Source organism: Streptomyces sp. GLSS-08 (genome assembly GCF_056387915.1).
Genome location: NZ_JBWJAQ010000015.1, coordinates 1 through 18,532, shown reverse-complemented (window position 1 = coordinate 18,532; position 18,532 = coordinate 1). Strand labels below are relative to the sequence as shown.

Annotated in this window: 19 protein-coding genes and 1 pseudogene; 7 read left to right on the top strand and 13 right to left on the bottom strand. The window is 68.3% G+C overall.

Features of this window, described 5'->3' with window-relative positions; genetic code table 11:
- Positions 1 to 184: 184 nt before the first annotated feature.
- Positions 185 to 547, top strand: coding sequence for a hypothetical protein (locus AC0ZLC_RS24905; RefSeq protein ID WP_476754183.1), 363 nt, complete (start codon positions 185 to 187; stop codon positions 545 to 547).
- A gap of 869 nt (positions 548 to 1,416) precedes the next feature.
- On the opposite strand, the gene AC0ZLC_RS24900 is transcribed toward AC0ZLC_RS24905, so the two are convergent.
- Complete coding sequence (locus tag AC0ZLC_RS24900; protein ID WP_476754182.1) at positions 1,417 to 1,662, bottom strand: hypothetical protein; 246 nt, start codon at positions 1,660 to 1,662, stop codon at positions 1,417 to 1,419.
- Between the two features lie 458 nt (positions 1,663 to 2,120).
- Between AC0ZLC_RS24900 and AC0ZLC_RS24895 the strand changes: the two genes are divergently transcribed.
- Entirely contained in the window at positions 2,121 to 2,726 is a 606-nt protein-coding gene (locus AC0ZLC_RS24895; RefSeq protein ID WP_476754181.1) for a dihydrofolate reductase family protein, read from the top strand.
- A 73-nt stretch (positions 2,727 to 2,799) separates the two neighbouring features.
- Here AC0ZLC_RS24895 and AC0ZLC_RS24890 read toward each other — a convergent pair whose 3' ends face one another.
- Positions 2,800 to 3,306, bottom strand: a complete 507-nt coding sequence (locus AC0ZLC_RS24890; protein WP_476754180.1) for a carboxymuconolactone decarboxylase family protein — start codon at positions 3,304 to 3,306, stop codon at positions 2,800 to 2,802.
- A 347-nt stretch (positions 3,307 to 3,653) separates the two neighbouring features.
- Between AC0ZLC_RS24890 and AC0ZLC_RS24885 the strand changes: the two genes are divergently transcribed.
- The gene (locus AC0ZLC_RS24885) at positions 3,654 to 4,247 is read left to right on the top strand and encodes an isochorismatase family protein (RefSeq protein WP_476754179.1); all 594 of its coding nucleotides are present in this window, start codon (positions 3,654 to 3,656) and stop codon (positions 4,245 to 4,247) included.
- A 410-nt stretch (positions 4,248 to 4,657) separates the two neighbouring features.
- On the opposite strand, the pseudogene AC0ZLC_RS24880 reads toward AC0ZLC_RS24885, so the two are convergent.
- Positions 4,658 to 4,792, bottom strand: a pseudogene (locus tag AC0ZLC_RS24880) (IS5/IS1182 family transposase); the annotation flags it as partial.
- Here AC0ZLC_RS24880 and AC0ZLC_RS24875 point away from each other — a divergent pair.
- Positions 4,782 to 5,102, top strand: coding sequence for a ParA family protein (locus tag AC0ZLC_RS24875; protein ID WP_476754178.1), 321 nt, complete (start codon positions 4,782 to 4,784; stop codon positions 5,100 to 5,102). The pseudogene AC0ZLC_RS24880 and the gene AC0ZLC_RS24875 overlap by 11 nt on opposite strands.
- On the opposite strand, the gene AC0ZLC_RS24870 is transcribed toward AC0ZLC_RS24875, so the two are convergent.
- The 6 genes from AC0ZLC_RS24870 to AC0ZLC_RS24845 all read right to left on the bottom strand — a co-directional run bounded on the left by AC0ZLC_RS24870 (position 4,996) and on the right by AC0ZLC_RS24845 (position 12,077).
- A complete protein-coding gene (locus AC0ZLC_RS24870) occupies positions 4,996 to 5,724 on the bottom strand; it encodes a GAF and ANTAR domain-containing protein (protein ID WP_476754177.1) in 729 nt (242 codons plus the stop codon). The two genes, AC0ZLC_RS24875 and AC0ZLC_RS24870, sit on opposite strands and share 107 nt — an antisense overlap.
- A gap of 585 nt (positions 5,725 to 6,309) precedes the next feature.
- A complete protein-coding gene (locus tag AC0ZLC_RS24865; protein ID WP_476754176.1) occupies positions 6,310 to 7,821 on the bottom strand; it encodes a HAMP domain-containing sensor histidine kinase in 1,512 nt (503 codons plus the stop codon).
- The gene (locus AC0ZLC_RS24860) at positions 7,818 to 8,567 is read right to left on the bottom strand and encodes a response regulator transcription factor (protein ID WP_476754175.1); all 750 of its coding nucleotides are present in this window, start codon (positions 8,565 to 8,567) and stop codon (positions 7,818 to 7,820) included. Before AC0ZLC_RS24860 ends, AC0ZLC_RS24865 begins: the two co-directional genes overlap by 4 nt.
- Before the next feature lie 104 nt (positions 8,568 to 8,671).
- Positions 8,672 to 10,585 (bottom strand): CotH kinase family protein, encoded by a 1,914-nt coding sequence (locus AC0ZLC_RS24855; protein ID WP_476754174.1) that lies wholly within the window; start codon positions 10,583 to 10,585, stop codon positions 8,672 to 8,674.
- Positions 10,585 to 11,262, bottom strand: coding sequence for a DUF4956 domain-containing protein (locus tag AC0ZLC_RS24850; protein ID WP_476754173.1), 678 nt, complete (start codon positions 11,260 to 11,262; stop codon positions 10,585 to 10,587). The genes AC0ZLC_RS24855 and AC0ZLC_RS24850 overlap by 1 nt, the downstream gene beginning before the upstream one ends.
- Positions 11,259 to 12,077 carry a VTC domain-containing protein gene (locus AC0ZLC_RS24845; RefSeq protein ID WP_476754298.1) on the bottom strand — a complete coding sequence of 273 codons (819 nt, stop codon included), beginning with the start codon at positions 12,075 to 12,077 and terminating at the stop codon, positions 11,259 to 11,261. The genes AC0ZLC_RS24850 and AC0ZLC_RS24845 overlap by 4 nt, the downstream gene beginning before the upstream one ends.
- A 753-nt stretch (positions 12,078 to 12,830) precedes the next feature.
- On the opposite strand from AC0ZLC_RS24845, the gene AC0ZLC_RS24840 reads away from it, so the two are divergent.
- On the top strand, positions 12,831 to 14,069 hold the full coding sequence (locus tag AC0ZLC_RS24840; protein WP_476754172.1) for a PP2C family protein-serine/threonine phosphatase: 1,239 nt from the start codon (positions 12,831 to 12,833) through the stop codon (positions 14,067 to 14,069).
- Between the two features lie 141 nt (positions 14,070 to 14,210).
- Here the strand turns inward: AC0ZLC_RS24840 and AC0ZLC_RS24835 are convergent, their stop codons facing one another.
- The 4 genes from AC0ZLC_RS24835 to AC0ZLC_RS24820 all read right to left on the bottom strand — a co-directional run bounded on the left by AC0ZLC_RS24835 (position 14,211) and on the right by AC0ZLC_RS24820 (position 16,616).
- Positions 14,211 to 14,882: a 2OG-Fe(II) oxygenase gene (locus AC0ZLC_RS24835; RefSeq protein WP_476754171.1), complete on the bottom strand. Its 672-nt coding sequence runs from the start codon at positions 14,880 to 14,882 to the stop codon at positions 14,211 to 14,213.
- A 232-nt stretch (positions 14,883 to 15,114) separates the two neighbouring features.
- Complete coding sequence (locus AC0ZLC_RS24830; RefSeq protein WP_476754170.1) at positions 15,115 to 15,411, bottom strand: tail fiber domain-containing protein; 297 nt, start codon at positions 15,409 to 15,411, stop codon at positions 15,115 to 15,117.
- Positions 15,412 to 15,497: 86 nt separating this feature from the next.
- Entirely contained in the window at positions 15,498 to 15,905 is a 408-nt protein-coding gene (locus tag AC0ZLC_RS24825; RefSeq protein WP_476754169.1) for a hypothetical protein, read from the bottom strand.
- 561 nt (positions 15,906 to 16,466) lie between these two features.
- Positions 16,467 to 16,616: a hypothetical protein gene (locus AC0ZLC_RS24820; protein ID WP_476754168.1), complete on the bottom strand. Its 150-nt coding sequence runs from the start codon at positions 16,614 to 16,616 to the stop codon at positions 16,467 to 16,469.
- A gap of 242 nt (positions 16,617 to 16,858) precedes the next feature.
- On the opposite strand from AC0ZLC_RS24820, the gene AC0ZLC_RS24815 reads away from it, so the two are divergent.
- Entirely contained in the window at positions 16,859 to 17,866 is a 1,008-nt protein-coding gene (locus AC0ZLC_RS24815; protein ID WP_476754167.1) for a hypothetical protein, read from the top strand.
- A 402-nt stretch (positions 17,867 to 18,268) separates the two neighbouring features.
- Complete coding sequence (locus AC0ZLC_RS24810; RefSeq protein ID WP_476754166.1) at positions 18,269 to 18,409, top strand: hypothetical protein; 141 nt, start codon at positions 18,269 to 18,271, stop codon at positions 18,407 to 18,409.
- Positions 18,410 to 18,532 lie beyond the last annotated feature (123 nt).

Here is an 18,532-nt window from a genome sequence, read left to right as displayed (position 1 = left end):
GGATGGCAGGTAGCCCGGACGCCAATTACGCGCCCGGGCTACCTGCACCACAGGTGTCACTCAGCGCACCGCATAGATCGAGCCAATACGTATCCCCGACGCTGAGTGAGACCGCGGCGCACCTTTACGGTCAGCTGTGACCGTAACCGTTACCGCCCTGCTCCGGCGCGGAGCCTTCCTGCTCGTGCGGCTGCTGCTGCGGTTCAGCCTGCGCTTCAGCCTGCGGCTGCTCCTGTGCTTCGGCCTGCGGCTGCTCCTGCGGTTCGGCCTGCGGTTCAGCCTGGGGTTCAGCCTGGGGTTCAGCCTGGGGTTCGGCCTGCGGTTCAGCCTGCGGCTGGACCGCGGGCTGAACCTGCGGCTGGAAGTAGTAGCCACCCCCGACGGCTACGGCGTTGGCAGAGGAGGAGGCAACGGCGGTGACCGGTGCCGGCGCGCCGTCGTTACCGTGTGCGAAGCTGACGCCGGCACCGAAGACGGACAGCCCCGCAACCGCTGCCGCTACGACCGCGGCGCGCTGGAACTTACGCATAGCATGACCCTTTCCTGACCCAGGCAGCTGCCTGGATTGACCACTCGCGGTAATCATAGGCACACCGTGTGTAATCATTCGGGATCTGCTCTCCCATGTCGCGCTGGCGCCCTGTCGCCATGGGGTGCCCATGAGGTTGAAGCCAGGAGTTCAGCCATCGCGCTCCTCCGGGAGGAAGCCGGTCAGCTTCCGCTCCCCCCGACCGTTTCAGGTGCTCCGGACTCGGCAGGTGAACAAGTCACCTGAGGGCCGAGTCGTGTTGTGCCGTTGCCCGTAGCGGCGGGCAGCGTGACGGCCTGCACCGGCAAGCAGGTCTCCTGATGAGGAATGGTGCCGCCCTCGGGGACCTCACCTTCGATGTGCTGCACGCAAACGACGTCTCCCTGAGGGCTCCGAGTGCAAGGTGCCGTGTATCCCGAGACGTGCGCATACGTGATGCCGGTGGAGGCCACGGCGAGCCCCCCGACGAGCCCCCAGAGGGCTGCGATCTTTTTCCTGCTGAACATGGAATGCGTGTCCTTAATGCGGGCGCCAGGGCGCCGCTCCTTCACGTTCGGCCGCGCCGCGGGCGTGGTCTGCGACGCTGGGTCATTTTCAACTTCTCGCATCGGCTGGGCGGTTGCCCTGCGGGAACGGAAAGTCCCCGGCAAGGGAACCGTCTCCACCAGGGGCGTCTCCAGCAGCCCGGCCCTCCGCTTTCCTGCCGCCTGCTTGAGGGGTGCGTCGGTATACGCACTCGGCACCCCGTGGCCAGGCCTCAGCGCGGACAGGCCTTTCTTCGCCCACTCCGCACGGCGGCGCTCTGAAGCAGCCGGACCGCATTCGATCCCTTCGGGTTAACCCGAAGGGATCCCGTCCCAACCGTCGCGACGATGGCGCCGCTGACTTCAGTCAGTGGAGGCGCTGTTGTATTGGCCGCAGGTGGTGTCCAGGGTCTGACCGAAGCCGAGCACCCCGATGGGGATGTCGTTTTCCGATACCGTCTGCGGGCTGCACTCCTGGTAGGGGCGGTAGAGGTTGATCACCCGCGGTCCGTCGTCATGGGTGTCGGCGGCAGCCGTTCCGGCACTGACGGCGGACAGGCCACCGGCCGCCACTGCTGCTGCGATCACGACCTGCTGAAACTTATGCATGGGACCCTCGGTTCTCCATTGCTTGCACATGATGGCTAGTTGCCTAGCGTGACTGGGTGAACACTAGCAGTAGCGCCCAGTGGCAGGCGCACGGAGGCCATCCGTGTCCTAGGGAGGAGCCGGCCCGGCGTGGATGCCAACTGGCGCTGCAGAGGGACGCTTTGCCCGTCGGCATACGGCAGGGACGCACAGCGGACGAGGGCCCGGCACCGGCCACCATCGCGTCAACCCAATCGCTTGGTCCGAGAGTTGCATAAAGACCCTGAGCTTGTTCGGAGTGCCACCCATCGGGTGACGGGTCGGTGTCCGCAGCGCACAAGGCTCTTGTGCCCCTTCCGTCGGCGCAAGTGCCTCGCTGGCCGCCTGGTCGCCAGTCGCTGCAGTTCCGGCGCCGCGGGAGTCCCGTCGATGAGTTTGCAGCGGTTGTGGGGTCTATCTGTCGACGAAGGGAGCGCACCATGCGCCAGATCATCGTTTGCACGTTCTTGACGCTGGACGGCGTCATGCAGGCGCCGGGTGGTCCGGACGAGGACGCTGAGAGCGGCTTCGAGCGCGGCGGCTGGCAGAAACCGGTGGCCGATGACGAGGTCGGTGTGGCCATCGCGGGTTGGTACGAGTCCTCCGACGCGATGCTGCTGGGCCGCAAGACGTACGAGATCTTTGCGTCGTACTGGCCGACCGCCGATCCCGGCAACCCGTTCACCGATCGGATGAACAGCATGCACAAGTACGTGGCGTCTCGGACCTTGACCTCCGTCGAGTGGCAGAACTCCACGCTGCTGGAGGGTGACGTCGTCGATGCGGTACGCAAACTGAAGGCGTCCGACGGCGGCGACATCAACGTCGTCGGCAGCGGTGACCTCGCCCAGACCCTCATGCAGCACGACCTCGTCGACGAGTACCGGCTGACCGTCCATCCGGTGATCATCGGCAGCGGCAAGCGGTTGTTCGCCGACGGAGCGATCCCCACCGCGCTGGAGCCGGTCAGCGTCTCGACGACGAAGGGCGGCACCGTCGTCGGCGTCTACCGGCCGAACGGAAGGCCCAGCTACGACAGCTACTAGGACGAGCGGCCCAGGCCCTCACCTCCTCGGGTCCCGCTTGGGGACCCGAACATCGAGCCTTGCACCAGTGGCTCTACTTCCACGGGTCGGTGAATGACCGGCCGGGCACCGGCTTGGCGATGAGCGCTATGGGGATGAAGAAGTTGATCTGGCCGATCGCGAACATCAGTGTGGCGAGCGCCTTGGCCTCATAGTGCTCGGCTGCCTGCACGTACAGCTCGTCGGAGACCCTCTCGCCGTCTGCGGACGGCTGAAGCACGGCTTCCACCAGTGCCAGCGCGGCACGCTCGGCACCAGTGAAGTACGGCGAGTCCCGCCAGGATGCCACCGACGTGATCCGCTCCTCCGACTCCCCGGTCTTGCGCAGGAGGCCCGTGTGCAGAACAGTCAGGTAGGTGCTGCCCACGATCTGACCGGCGCGCAGCTGGACCAGGCTGATCGTGGAGCGCGGTACCGAACCGTTGCCGGTGACCTTGAACAGCGCCGCCGACACCTCCGCCAGCTCGGGGACGAGCTCCGCGGGGTCCTCGGACATCCGCGGAACCATCGGGACTTCTGCCGTGATCGAACGTGTTTCCATCGCCGTCTCCCTGGGGCTTTCACGTTGCTGTCACTGCCCTGACGGATCGCGACAGAGAAATGTGACATGACCAAAGGAAGACAGTCGTTCTTGATCAGGTAGAGGCCCAGGGGTAAGCAGTGTCAGCCGGTCGCGCTCTCACCCACCGTGGTCGGCGGGCAGCGTCAGGGCTTTGTGGAGACAAGGGGCAGCGGTCCTGAGCTCGGTGTGACCTTCGGCTGGTGTGAATCGTTCCTGCGGTGAAGACCCTGGTCCGTGCGAGTGAGCCCAGCCGTCTGCGGCTACCGGGGGTGGGTGAGGGCCGGTAGAACGCGGGGGTTGTTCCGTCGTGCTGAAGGGTGGTCGTGGTGAGCCGAGGCTTGATCGTCGTGGATGTGCAGAACGACTTCTGTGAAGGAGGCAGTATCCCCGTGAAGGGTGGCGCGCGGATTGCGACCAGGATCGCCGGCCTTGTGGAGCAGAGCGCGGGGAGTGACTACCAGTACGTCGTTGCCACCCGCGACCACCACGTCGACCCGGGAGGTCACTTCTCCGAGACCCCGGACTTCAAGGACAGCTTCCCCGTCCACTGCGTGGTCGGCGGCGAGGGCAGCGAGTTCCACCCCCACTTCGCCCCCGCCGTCACGGGCGGGAAGGTCGACGCGGTGTTCTTCAAAGGCGCCCACAGCGCATCCAAGAGCGGCTTCGAAGGAGCCGACGAAGAAGGGACCCCCCTGGCGGAGTGGCTGCGCGCTCGTGGGGTCGAGGACGTCGACGTGGTGGGCATCGCCACGGACCACTGCGTGCGGGCCACCGCGCTGGACGCCGTGAAGGCCGGCTTCCGCGCACGGGTACGCCTGGACTACTCCGTCGGAGTCGCCCCGGACACCACAGCCATGGCCGTGGAGGACTTCCACCAGGCAGGTATCGCCGTATCTGGCGAGGCACCCCTACCGCAGTAGTCCTGGGGAGGCGGGCAGTCCGGAGGCCAGGACTGCGTCGGCCGCGTTCCTGCTGGGCCGGCGGATGCATCGGGCTGCGGATCGCGTACCGAGCTTGCCGAGACCGGGTGTGGGGCAGGGCGTGCAAGGCACCGCGCGCCTGCCGCCTCCGGCCGCCCCCGCCCGCCGTATCGACTGCCCAGGGGACCCACCGTGCGCGTTCGGCCATTCCGGGCCGCCATTCGGGCTCATCCTGAAAGCCGGGCCAGAAGGCCGCCGTCAGAGCGGCGGTGCCGTCGGAAGGTGGGGATGCGGCGGGGGAGGGGCCGGGCGGGCGAGGTCAGGAGACCTCGCGTGCTCCGCGTACGGACGCGGGCGGCTGTGTTTCAGCTTCCGTTGGGCCGCAGCTGGTGTGGCGCTGAGCCAATTCCGTGAGACCTGTTGTGGTCCTCTTTCCGGGCCGGGAGCTCGGTCGGGCCGCGTCTCGCGGCGGTGCGGGGTGACCAGTCCGGTGCCCTTGCCGACAGCGGCCTGGCGCCGGATTCCTCCCACTCCTTGCAGCCGTTGCCCACACGGCGCATCATCGTCTGCAACCAGAAAGGCGGGGTCGGGAAGACCGCCGTCACCGCCGGCCTCGCCCAGGCGCTTGCGGAAGACCCCCATCCACTGCTCTACGGCTCATTCCTGTGGTTCAGAAGGGATCCGGGGAGCCGGCAGCCCGAGCCCCCTCGTCTCCCGGGTGACCCGTGCCTTCAATCAGCGTGGTCGGTTACGAGAGGCTGCCCTGTTCGCAGACCAGTCGGGCGACCTCACGGAGTTTGGTGTTGGTTTCCTGTGAGTGGCGGCGCAGCACGTCGAACGCCTGCTCTTCGGTGAGGTGGTGGCCGCCCATGAGGATGCCCATGGCCTCGCCGATGACATGGCGGGTGGTGACGGCCTGCTCCATCTGGGCGTGGGTGCGGGCGCTGGAGAAGGCGACCGCCGCGTGGGAGGCCAGCAGCAGCCCCGCCGTCTCGCTGGCCTCGGTGAATGCGCCGGTTTGGCGGGAGTAGAGGTTCAGTGCGCCGAGGTCTTCGTCCCCGGTGAACAGCACGAAGCCCATCATGCTGCCCACACCGAGCGCGTGAGCCTGTGGGGCGTAGGCGGGCCAGTGCCGCTGCTCGCTGGTGAGGTCGGCGATGCGGTAGACCCGCTCTGTCCGTGCGCTGCGGGCGGCATCGAAGCACGGCCCTTCACGCAGCCGCTCCTGTAGCTCATGGCTGTCGATGACCAACTGGTCGGTGGGGGCGAGTGTTTCCACCTGATTGCCGTGCAGCACCAGGATGCCGGCCGCGTCGCAGCCGTCCACCAGCTCCGTGGCCGATGCCGTGATCCGCTGGAGTGTGGCATCGACTGAATCCTGCGCCAGGAGATCCCGCGCCATCGACGCCATCCCCTGTGCGAAACGATCCCACTGCACTTGGCCCTCCGCGGTCTTGTCTGTCTGGACAGACCTCATACCCAGCTTGTATGTGAGCCACATGGCGGATCGGCAACTGATGCTGGCGTTCGAGCAACGGGCCCGCCAGCGCTGGAGTAATGGACTGCGCGCTCGACTGGCCAGCCGGAGCGCATAAGGCCAACCAGCGCGCTGAGCCACGGTCCACAGATCGCAGCTGCTCCCGGCCCCCATTTCGCCGGACTCTGTCCACAGGGCCTGGCCGCCGCCTCCCTCACTGTCCTGTCCCTTACCGTCTCAGCGCCCCCACGCGGCACAGACGCTTCCCCTGACCGAGGCCGTCGCCGGCCTGCCTCTGGGGACGGAGTCCCGGGATGGCTACGACCGGGATGCCTTCCGGATCTTGCATGACGGTCCACCGACTCCGTCGGCGGACCGTAGCGCCTGCGCCAACCCCTCCGACGGCTGCAACACGCGCTCCGCTGGAGCCTTGCGGCCGAGAAGCCGAGGTGGCTCAACCTGCCGCCTCCGGGCGGCGACCGTTGCACAGAAGGGCAGGAGGGTACGACGGTTGTTGTCCAGCCTTGCCGCGGCGGTGCGAGTGCTGGTGATGCGCAGGGTCGTCAGTCTCATCGCTGAGCTTCCTCAGTGCGCGGGCAGAAGGAGCCGAAAGGTGCATCCGGCTTCTGGCCGGGTGTCGAGTTCCATGCGGCCGTGGTGGGCTTCGGCGATCGCGGCGGCGATCGCGAGGCCGAGGCCGCTGCCGGGCTCGTCGGCGTCCGCGGGGGCGGCGCGGTAGAAGCGGTCGAAGACGTGCTGGGCGTCGTCGGGGGTGAGGCCGGGGCCGGTATCGGCGACCTCGATCACCGCGGCGGCGCTTCCGGGGGGAAGAGCAGGGGTGGCGCTGGTGCGGCCGGGCCGGTCGACGCCTCCTGCGGCGGGGCTCGTACGGATGGTGCCGACGCGTACGTGGATGCGTGCGGAGGCGGGGGTGTGGGCGCAGGCGTTGTCCAGCAGGTTGGTCACGACTTGGGCGAGTTGGTGGGCGTCGCCGACGGCCTCGACGACGTCGAGTTCCTGGCCACTGGTGTCGGCGGAGCCGGTGCGGAGCGGTTCGATGGTGATGGTGCGTTCAGGGTGGTGAACGGCCGTGCTGGTGATGCTGTCGGCGGCCAGGGAGAGCAGGTCCACGGGTTCGGGGTGGGGTCCTGGTGCGTAACCGAGTTTGGCGAGCAGGAAGAGGTCGTCGACCAGGCGGCTCATGCGGTTGGCGTTGGCGGCGATCAGCGCGTGGGCCTCGGTGCGCCGCTCGGCAGGCATGCGGGGGTCGTCGTGGAGGAGTTCGGCGAATCCCTGGATGGCGGTGAGCGGGGTGCGCAGCTCGTGACCGGCGTCGGCCATGAACCGGCGCATCTGTTGCTCCGAGGCAGCGGTGCGGTGCAGAGCCGTACGCAGCCGGTCGAGCATGGTGTTCAGGGCCTGCCCCAGCCGGCCGACTTCGGTGGCGGGATCGGTGTCGGGGACGCGCAGATTCAGGTCGCCGTCGGTGATCTTCTGTGCGGTGGCCTCGACTCGGGAGAGGGGCCGCAGGCCCAGGCGTACGGCGGCGTTGCCGAGCACGGCGACACCGGCGGCGACGATCACGCCGAGGAAAGCGCTGAACCAGAGCAGTTTGGCGGTCGCGCCGTCGACGGTGTCCAGGGGCAGGGAGACCACGGCGCGCATGCCGTCGGGGCCGGAGTCGGTGACGATGCGCCAGCTGCCTCCGCCGTCGCGGGCATCGACGGTGGTGGGCTCGTTGTTGCGCAGGCCCAGCTCGTCGGCGCGGGTGGGGAGGCGAGGCCCCCGGTCGTCGGTGCGGCCCAGGGAGTTGCCCATCAGGCGACCGTCGGAGTCGTAGAAGTAGACGCGGTAGTCCGAGGGCAGGACGTCGTCGCCCTTGGGCGTGGGCAGCCGGCCGTCGTCGGCGATGTCCTCGTAGAGGCGGGTGGGTGGCCGGAAGCCGGTGAGCCGGCCGTCGACCTGGTCGGTGAGCCAGGAGCGCAGCACGGTCAGTCCGGCGGTCTGGCACAGCAGCACGGCGCAGGTCGCCAGGACGGTGGCGATGAGCACGAGCCGGGTGCGCAGCGAGCGCGGCGGGCTGGCGAGGTTCCTCATGAGTGAGGTGTCTCGGCGCTGCCGCTGCCCGTCAGGCGCAGGCAGTAGCCGACGCCCCGGACGGTGTGGATCAGGGCGGGAGGCGTGGCGTCGATCTTGCGGCGCAGGTTCTTGATGTAGGTGTCGACGATCCGCGTGTCGCCGGCGAAGTCGTACTGCCACACCTCCTGCAGGATCTCGCCCTTGTCGAGCACCCGGTCGGCCCGTGCCATCAGGCAGGCCAGGAGCCGGAATTCGGTCGGCGACAGCTGCAGCGGCCGGCCGGCGCGGTGCACGGTGTGGGCGTCCTCGTCCAGGACGAGGTCGGCGTAGCGCAGGGGCGGCCGGGTGCGGGCCGGAGTTGCCGGGGCTGCGGCGCGGCGCAGGATCGCGCGGATGCGCAGCAGCACTTCCTGGACATGGAAGGGCTTGGTGACGTAGTCGTCGCCGCCGGAGCTGAGGCCGATGATGCGGTCCTCGACCTCGGTGCGCGCGGTGAGGAACAGCACCGGTGTGTACAGGCCCTGGGCGCGCAGCTGCCGGGTCAGGTCGAAGCCGTCGGCGTCGGGCAGCATCACGTCCATGATGATCAGGTCGGGTTGCCTGTCGCCTGCCCTGAACATGGCCTCCTGGCCGGTGACGGCCGCGACGACGGCGTACCCAGCGGCCCCCAGGGCGGTGGTGAGCAGGGTGCGGATACTGGGGTCGTCCTCGACCACGAGGATGGTGGACCGGGCCGAAGTGGGCCCGGAGGCGAGGCGGGACATGTGCGGCTCACTGGGGTAGAAGGCGGTGCCGCGTGAGAGTAGCGGCACCGGCTGTGAGAGGAGGCCGGAGCCCGGGACGGGGGTGGCAGTCCCGGGCTCCGGGGTCATCCGGTGACCTGTTTGTTCTTCGCGAGCGCCGCGGTGCGTTCGGTCACCGTGGTGCGCAGCTTCTCCACGGCGGCGTCCAGCTCCTTGGAAGAGCCGGCCGCCTCACGGGCCTGATCCGCGATGGTGTCCAGGGCCTTGGCCGCCGTACCGGAGGCGAAGGTCTTGGCGTAGACCTTCTTGTACGCCGCCTTGTAGACCGCATCGAAGGCATCGGACTCCAGGAAGCGGTCCTTCAAAGCGTTCCCGGCCATGAAGCCACCCTGGTCCCCTGCACCGTTCCCGCCGCCTGGCATGCCCTCCGGCATTCCTTGAGGCAGTCCTTCAGGCATCTCGGGCATGCCCTCCGGCATTCCTTCAGGCAGTCCTTCGGGCATGTGCGGCATGCCTTCAGGCGCCCCTTCGCCGTTCTGCCCCTCCCCTCCCTGCCCGCGGCCGCCGCCCATGCCCCCCATGCCGACCTCGTCGTCCGGGCCTGCGGCGGTGTCGCCGGAGAAGGCGAGGTTGTAGTCCCAACCGAGGACGGAGAACTTCTTGGTGTCCAGGTCGTAATAGAGCATGTAGTTCTTACCGGGACCGGAGATGTCGTCGAAGTTGAGCAGGAGGTTCTGCGTGGCGATGTACGTGGCGAGCGAGTCGACGTCGACGTACTGGTGCAGTTCCTCCTCGAACTCCTTGTCGGAAGCCTTGTCCGCCCACTTGATCAGCTTCATGAGCGGCTTCAGGTCCTGGCTGCCGACCTTGTTGAGCTGGCGGAAGGACGTCTCGTAGTCGGACGGGTCATCCCCGCGGTAGGCGAAACTTCCGCCGGCCCGCGCCTTGTACAGCACCCCGTTGCCGTCACCGATGGCCCCGGCGTACTCGGTGTCCGGGTTGTCGACCATCAGACGGGAAACCGCGGGCCGGTTGTTGACCTGCACCGAGGTGAAGCTGTACGCCTCGGCAGGCTGTCCGGAGGTCTTGGTCAGGGACAGCGACAGCGCCTCGTTCAGCGGCACCTGCTCGTCGGCGCCCGGGCGCAGCGAGATCTCTCGCTCACCCTGGTAGGCGCGCCCTTCGATGTACTCGTCGATCTTGATCAGCCAGGGCAGTTCCTCGGGCTTCTTCGCGGACAGGTCGTACTGAACCATCCCGCCGGGCCCCCCGCCTGGGTTGCCCTGACCACTACCGACAGCCCCACCCGTACCGTCCTGACCCCCGGCGGCACCTCCGGTGCTGTCCTGAACTCCGGTCGCAGCCCCACCCGTGCCTTTCTGCCCTCCTGCGGGAGCCCCGGCCGTGCCGTCCTGGCCTGCGGTGGCGGCGGGCGGGCTGCCGGTCGCACCGTTCTCGGCCTTCTGGCCGGGCTGCTGCTCGGTGGTGCCGGGACCGCCGCCGGTGTTCCGGCCGCGGTCCCGGCCCCCGCCCGCGCCCTGATCGGCGGCGAGCGGGTTGCCCTGCTGGTCACCGGTGTTGCCGGGCATGTTCCGGCCGCCACCGGCCATGCCCTTGCCGTTGCCCCGCAGGGACATCAGGGTGGAGTTCCCCTTGAGACGGATCCCGACGTCCTCCAGATGGACGCCGTCGATCGTCAGGTCGGCCGAGATGCAGTCCTTCGTACCTTCGTCCCGGAACTCCTTCATCATCTTGTTGAAGTCGGTCTGCTCATAGGTGAGCTGGATCGAATGGGACACCGAAGCGTCGTACAGGTCGACAGTGCCTTCGATGTTCTGGGTGATGGCGTCGGCCTCCACCCGCGAGGAGGAGGTCACGTACGGCGACACGCGGGCGTCGCCGAAGAAGTAGACCGCCACCGCGAGTCCCACACACAGCGCCCCGGCCGGCTTCCAGTGGTGGCGCAGCCGCACCGGCAGCCGGTCCTTCAGCCGCCGTTTGCGTACCGGCACCACCGGGTCCCGCTGGTCGCCGGTCATCACAGGTCCGTGGTGTCGTAACCGGTCAGGACCGTCACTCGCTGCCCGGACGTACGCTCCTGCAGTGCCGCCACCAGATCACCGGGCTCGGTGCCCTTCTTCATCCGCACGGTGTAGAAGACCTCGGTCAGCGCGCCGCCGCGGATCGTCTCGGTGCTCACCAGCTCGTACTCGGTGGTGTACCTGATCAGGACGTCGCTGATCACCGGGCCGTAGTCCTCGCCCGGCGGGACCTGGACCTTGACGACCTGCCGCTGAACGTTCAGGGCGAACCAGTTGAACTTGAACATGACCAGGATGACGACGCAGACCACGATGGCGCCTGCCACGGCCAGCGTGTAGAAGCGGGCGCCGCAGGCCATGCCGATCGCCATGGTCAGGAAGATGAAGCCGACGTCCCGGGTCTCCTTGACCGCGTTACGGAACCGGACCACCGACAACGCGCCGACCAGGGAGAACGCCCGGGCCAGGTTGGACCCGACCACCAGCATGATCAGCGCCACGACCATGCCGACGATCACGAGGGTCTGGACGTAGGACTGGCTGTAGGACACGTTGCGGTGCGTGTACCGGTAGGTGTAGCCGATCACCGTGCTCAGGATGAACGACAGCGCCATCGCCACCACGACGTCGGCGACGCTGAACGTCCCGCTGAGTTCCTGCAGATCGAAATTCACTGTGTTCCTGCTTTCAGCAGCGTGCGCTGCTGCTGCTCGACGGGGGAAAGCGGCGGGTAGTCCGCCTCATTGATGTGGAAGACCGAGCGCGGCGCGAGGCCGAACGCCTCGATGGACTGGACGTACTTGGAGATCCGGACCAGGTTGAGGTTGCGCCGGGCGGCCAAGTCGGTGATCCAGTGCGGGGTGCGCTCGTTCACCTTGATCTCCATCACCGACATGTGCGGCGGGATGGTGAACCGGTTCTCAGGGGTGGGCGTGCCGAAGTGGAAGTCCCGGTCCCGGCCGCGTACGCGCCTGTCGAAGGTGACCCGCAGACCGGTGTCGGCGTTCCGGCCCACCAGGGCCTCGCGCTGGTAGCCGGTGATCGCGGCGGGCTGCAGATTCAGCCGTACGATCAGGTCAAGCACTTCCTGGATGAAGGCGCTCTCCTTCACCGAGTGGCTGACCATCTCGCGGCCGTCGCACAGGCGCCGCGCCACTCCGTACGGCAGGGTGATCCGCCGCTTCTGAGTGACCCGGTTGACGCGCTGCTTGATCTCCACGCACACCGGCGACCCGTCGGTGACCCCGTCGAGATCACCGTAGTGGCGGATCCGCAGCTTGCGGCGGAACTTCAGCCCCTCGATCTTCTCCCAGTAGAACCGCAGCTGAGGAGTGTCGTAGTACAGGCTCCACACGCCGTAGCCGCCCACCGGGCTGTTGAGATCGCGGTCCATCCGCTCACCCAGCTCGTCCCGGATCTCGGCGGCCTGCTCGACCGGCACCAGATACTTCAGCTCGAACCGGTTGAACGCGTGCAGTCTGCTGGCCACGTGCAGCGGCTGCCCGTCCTCTTCTGCTCCTGCGGCTTGTGACACCTGCGCCTCCTCGTCGTACGGTCCGGACCAGCCGGCCAGAAGAGACGCAATCAACCGCGCATGAGGAGCCCATGAGAATCGTGGGTGTATTGCGGGAGCACTCAAGGCGTCCAGAAGGTGAACGAGTGCGTCACGGTTGTCGCGAATCCGGCTCGCAAACGTCTGACCCGGCCTGATGTGAGCGGAACAACGACGCGTACCGAAAAGACTGTTCGGCTCTCGCAGCCGGTTCGTGACCGGCCAGCCGAGCATGCCGTTGGATGGGCCTGGGGGAGGTGACGGCGTCGCGGTGCGTCCGCGTCCTGAAGGCCAAGCATCGGAACCCGGCCCTCGTGCTGCCGATGTGCTCGCCCGTACAGGACGGTGCGTGCAGCCGCTTCGACGAACTCGCCCACCACTACCGGGCCGGAGTCCACCTCGCCTCACTCATCCTCTGGCTCCGAGAACCTTTGTCAGACAGGTCCGCTCTCGGTGGACCGTGCCACGATCAGAGGCCGTCCCCGACAGGACGGGCCACACTCAGGCAATGACCCGGCCAGGCAACGCAAGGGAAGGGAATGGGTCCGTCTCTGAGGCCGCCGTACCCCGACGTGCCGCGCCCGCTGCCCTGCACAACGGACCGGCGGTTGTCCGGCGGGCGCACCTGGCGTTCACCTCGTAGGTTGGAGGTGAAATGGTCTCGCTCGTAAAGATCGGCGGGTCAGGCGCGTGACAGCGGAAATCGATTTCGAGGGGCTGTTCGACGCCGCGCCGAACTCGTACCTGGTGCTGGACGCCGAACTGGTGATCCGCTACGCCAACCGTGCCTACCTCCAGGTCACCGGCAGGACCTACGAGGAGATGGTCGGGCGGTCCATCCTGGAGGCGTTCCCGGAATCTTCTGCGGCGCCGGACGCGGCGCGTGACTTCGGCGCCTCACTCCAGCGCGTCCTGGCCTCCCGCAGCCCCGATGTGGTCGCACCGCAGCGATTCGACCTTCCCGTCGCCGGTCGGCCCGGCGAGCTCGAGGAGCGATGGTGGTGCGGGATGTCCAGCCCCGTCCTGGGGCCGGACGGCACGGTGAAATGGATCATCGCGCGAGCCGAAGACGTCACCGAGTTCATGCGTTCCCCCGTCATCCATGAGCTCACCCAGCCGCTGAGCAACCAGGCGACAGGGATCGCGGCCCAGGTGTATGCCCGCTCGCGTGATCTGGAACAGCTGAACGAGCAGCTGCGCCAGGCGCATGCCCGCGAACGTGAAATCGCCGTCACCTTGCAGGAGGTCATGCTCCGCTCGCCCGACCTGGCCAGGCACGACCGGGACATCGCCGTGCGCTACCTGCCGGCCGGCGGATCACTCAACGTGTGCGGCGACTGGTACGACGTGGTCGATCTGCCGCCCGACCGCTACGCCATCGCCATCGGGGACGTCGTGGGCCACGGCCTCGAGGCCGCTGCCGTCATGGGAATGCTGCGCAGCGCCCTGAGCGCAGCCATCCGGGCCGTTCCCAGCCCCGCACAAGCCCTGGAGGTACTGGGCCTGTACGCCCGGGCGGTCGACGGCGCACTGGCCACCACCGTGGCCAAAGTGCTCATCGACCCGCGCAGCCGACTGATCATCTACAGCAACGCCGGCCACCCACCGCCGGTGCTGCTCCATCCAGACGGCAGCTGGCAGCTGTTGGACCAGGCCACCGACCCGCCGCTGGGCGCTCGACCCCAACATGTTCCCCGCCCGCAGGCCGGGCTGCCCTACACCCGGGGGGACACCCTTGTGCTCTACACCGACGGCCTGATCGAACGCCGTGGTGAGGACATCGATGCCGGCCTGGCCCGGCTGACCGACGCCCTCGGCCGGTACAGCACCCTCCCGGTGGAGGGAATCGCCGACGGACTGCTGGCCCACCTGGGCGTCACCGGCGGCAGCCAGGACGACGACATCGCCCTCGTCGTCGTCCGCCTGTGACCGTTTCCATGACATCAAGACCGGCATCGGTGCTGACAGCGTCCTGCACGAGACCCTCGACCGCATCATGCTCGACACCAGCTTGACCCACCTGCCCGCGCAGTGGACATCCCCGCCAGTCGGACACGGGAACGATGTGTTTCACGGGCTCGCGTCATTCCCACGGTTCGCGGGCTCGGGGCTGCTCAGCCAGCCGTTGATGGCGAAGCGGCTGTCCGCGTGCTGCCTACTCGGGCAGCTGACCGGCCTTACCTCATGCCAGGCGGTGGGGAGGAAGAACACGATGCTGTCGTGCTCGGGCTCCCAGTCCCGCCAGGTGCGCTCCTGCCATCTCCCGGCCGTCTCGGTGTGCAGTGGCAGAGCCGCGTCGAACACACGCAGCTCGCCCCCATCGAAAGGCCGGGGTGTGCGATGCAGGTAGTACACGAATGTGAGCAGACGCCGGGGGGCGAACTCGGCGCTGGTGTCCTGGTGCGGCCGGTAAAAGTCGCCGTCGTTGTGCGCGTTGAGGCTGTAGCTGGGTTCGGTGTACTGGCAGGAGACTCCGAGAGTGTGCTCGACCGCCTCCAGCACCTCGTGGATGGCTGCCATCAACTCAGGCGCGGCGAAGTCTTGGCACGAGCGGGACCGGCGAAAGTCGGGGACCACTTCCCGGTCGCGAATCATGGAGGGCTTCAACGTGTCGCCGGCGGAGGCGATGGCGCGCTCCAGTAAGGCGCCGGCCGTCTGCTCACCCAGGAACTGGGTGATGCGACAGACCGTCACCGGAAGCCGCCAGACCGCGTCCGTACACACCGGTGACCGCAGATCCATCGCCTGGGAGGGTCCCGTCACAGTGTCGTGTCGTGCCAAGGTGTCCTGCCTTGTCATGGTGTCTTGCCTTCTGGATCATGATGAGTGTTCCGCAGGGACCGACCCCTTGCCTTCTGAGGGAAGGGATGGCCACACGGGCCGCGCTCAGCGAGGGCGGCGACTGGGGCAACTGGCCTGGCAACGGGCCTTCCCCGGCCGAGCGCTGGAGCATCACAACAGGCCATCCGGCGCGTCACGCGGCCCCGGGCGTGTTCAGGCTCGCGGCTTCTCGCAGACGATCCACTTCGGCCGTGAGCTCTTCCACGCGGCGGTGCAGTGCCTGGACGCACACCAGGGCGACGCCGAGGCCGTCGACGACGGGGATGGTGGTGTCGTCGTGGTTGAAGCCGAAGGCGGCGTGCCAGTCCTGGGCCATCGGCCCCAGGTGACGCACACCTTCGGGCTCCCAGAGGTAGCGCCAGGTACTGATGGGCAGCGCGGCCACGGTCCCCAGCACTGCGTAACCGTTGACCGGGCTGACCGATGCCACGTCGCTGAGCTCCCGGACCTCAGCTCGAAGCCGTGCCGGGGCACCGTGGTCAGCCGCCCGGGACCGCCGACGGAAAATGCCCACCGCTACCGGCTCCAGTCGACCGGGACCACATCTTGCTTGAGCGCACGGTCGCTGCAGACGGAGCAGGGGCTGCCCGGGACACCGGGGCCTTGGTCCGTGCCGATCGTGATCGCTCCGTGGGCTCCGGCCGGGGCGTGAATGCCGTCGCCGATCATCGCGGCTTCATAGCCGCCCAGCAGTTCCTGGAGGGTTCCGGGGCCGAAATTCTCCGGCGCGGCGATCGCAGCGATGCCGTCGTAGTCCGTGTAGGCCGTCCCCAGCGTCCTGCCGCCCATGGTGGCGAACACGATCTTCGCGCCGCGAATGGGCTCCCCGGTCACCGCGTCTGTCGCCATCGCGTTGATGTTTTCCAGTTGCATCTGGGTGACGTTCAGGCTGGCCTGGCTGGCCGTGAGCCTGGTTGGCTTCAAACTGGGGCACTCCGCCCCGCTGCACGACGGCGTCGCCGTGGGGGCGGCGGACGCGGGGGCACCACTTCCTACTCCCAGCGCCGCCATAGCCACGGCCATTGCCGAGACAGCCATACCCGAAGACCTCACGTCCCACTCCCATGTGTCAGCGACAGCTGCCATCTCATCCGGACGGCACGCAGACTGTAAGGGCGCCCGGCCGACGGTACTGCGTGAAGATCGGAGATGCCTTCTATCGGGTGAACTGTCGTACGGGGGAGCTGACTTGGTCAGTCAAGGTTCGATGGCACGAACTGGGCAGTGGTCAGCGCCGCACACCGCCCTCGTGCTGCACCGTGCAACGGGATGCGGCACACCACCGTCGCCCAGGCCCCGGGCGACGACGTCGGGCAGATGGCCATGCGGCTCGGTGCCGTACACCCATGCGGCGCCCCGGCCACCAGGTGGTCCGGGGCGTGGACAGCGGGATCGTGAGGACGGGGTCGGGGACGGGGACGGGGACGGTGTGCTCGGTGGTCATCGGTGGCCTTCCCAGGAGCGGGGATGGGTGCGGGGCGGGTTCTAGAGCCCGTGGAAGGCGCGCCGGACGTCGTCCGCGGCCCCGGCGAGGTTGTCGGCGTGCAGCCGTTCGTCGAAGTCGTACGGGTCGACGGCGTCCATGACGCGCTCGGAGGCGGGCGTCGAAGACGCGGGCGAACGCTTCGTGGACAAATGACGGCATTGTCGTAGCTGCGAACGTGGGGCAGCCAGCCGCCCGTCAGGGCGGCGGCCAGGTCACATTCCACGTCCGGTCAGCTGTGACATCACGCTCTGTGAGACATACCTGAGGCGTAGCAAGTGCTCACTCGATAGGCGGATGGAGCTCGTTCCAGCAGTGGATGTCGCGCTGCTGCGGGCGATGCGATGGTCAGTGCATGGTGGGCGCGACAGGGACGACGAGGGCGCCTCGGCGCATGGGGTGGCCGCGCTGGGTGGGCCGGGCAACGATGGTGTGGGCGGTGGTGTACGCCGGCTTCGGCCTGGCATGCGCGCTGAGCGGTACGCCGCTGCTCTACCTGGGCAGCGCCCCGGGACCCTCGGCGCTGGGCTGGGGGGTGGCGGCGGTGGGGGCGCTGGCGGCCCTGGCCTGTGGCGCGGTGGCGCGGTACGGAATGCAGTCGGCGTTGCGGGTGCTGCTGTGGGTGGTCTGCGCGCTGGCCGGGATGGCCGCGTTCGGCTTGCTGATGGACGTCATCACACTGGCATTCGGTCAGGGGGTGGACAGCGGTGTGGCCGCGGCGAACCATGCGCTGGCGGCGGCCGGAGTCCTGCTGCTCGCGGCCACTGCCCGGTCCGTCCGCCGCACCCCCTCCGCAGCCGTCGTACGGGCCCCTTCCGCCGCCTCCGGGCCGGTCCAGCTCGCCGTCTGCGCCGGGACGGCGGCTTTCCTCCCCTACGCGGCGATGAAGCTCATCTGGGCGTCCGGCGGCACCTTCGCCGGGATGACCGGCGAGGAAATGCTCGCCATCTCCAAGCGCAATGGTGCGTCAGGAATCTGGCTCACCCTGGAGTCCTGGGGCCTGGACGGCACCGTGCTGCTGGCTGCGCTCGGCACCTTCCTGCTGTGGGGCCTGGTCCGTCCGTGGGGCCAGGTCTTCCCGCGCTGGGCGCTGTGGCTGCGCGGCCGCCGCGTCCCCCGCTGGCTCCCCCTGGCCCCGGCCTTGATCGGCGCCGCCACCCTGGCTCCGTACGGGGTGTTCGGTGTCGGCTACGTGGCGCTGGCCACCGCCGGCGTGGTGACGATGCGGCAAGGGGACTTCCGCTCCTCGAGCGATGCACTGCTGGTCGCCTGGATAGGCATGACCGCGTTCGCGGTCTATGGCGTCGCACTGATCGTCGCTGCCCGCTCGTACTGGCTCCGGACCCAATCCAGGGCGCTGGTCACGCCGCAGACGGGTGTAACACAGCTACGAGGACGGTGAGCGCAGCCGCGACGGCGCCGAGCCGTCGGTCTTCACCACGGCCGTGGTGCAGTCGCTGCGCCACGGCACGGGCGACCGGGACGGCGACGGTCGCCGCCCACATCCAGCGCCACCTCGCCGAACCCGCCGACTTCGAGATCGCGTTGAGCCGACCACTGCGGGAGCAGGATGCCGCACTCATCGACGCGGGCACGCCCGTAGGGCGGTCACGTCAGGACGGGCCGCATCGTGGACTCGCAATGGGCGGTGGCCTATACGAGCACACATCTGTGCGTGCTCGACGCGACACACTTGCTGCGGGTGCCGTATCGGGAGCTGTCATTGCTCTCGGTGTCCTCCACGAGCCGGTAGGAGACCTGGTCGGGCAGCAACGACCAAGCGGGGTGGGGCGGGGAGACGGAATTGGTCACCACCACGGTCCGCTTCGGCGCTCAGGAGGCAGTGTTCGAGGAGCCCTACGGGAAGCGGATGGGCGACGCCCTCAATGCCTTCGTCGCCGCCATCGCCGATCTCCGCAAGCGCCACCCCGATTGGTTCGCCTAACGAGCTCGTGCACGACAAGCGGTGAGACGTCGAGAACCTCGGTGGGACCCGTGCTCACGTCTGCCTTGTCGAGTGCAGGTCTGCGGTCTGCTGGTGAGAGAGCAGGCCGGCGATGGCCTGGAC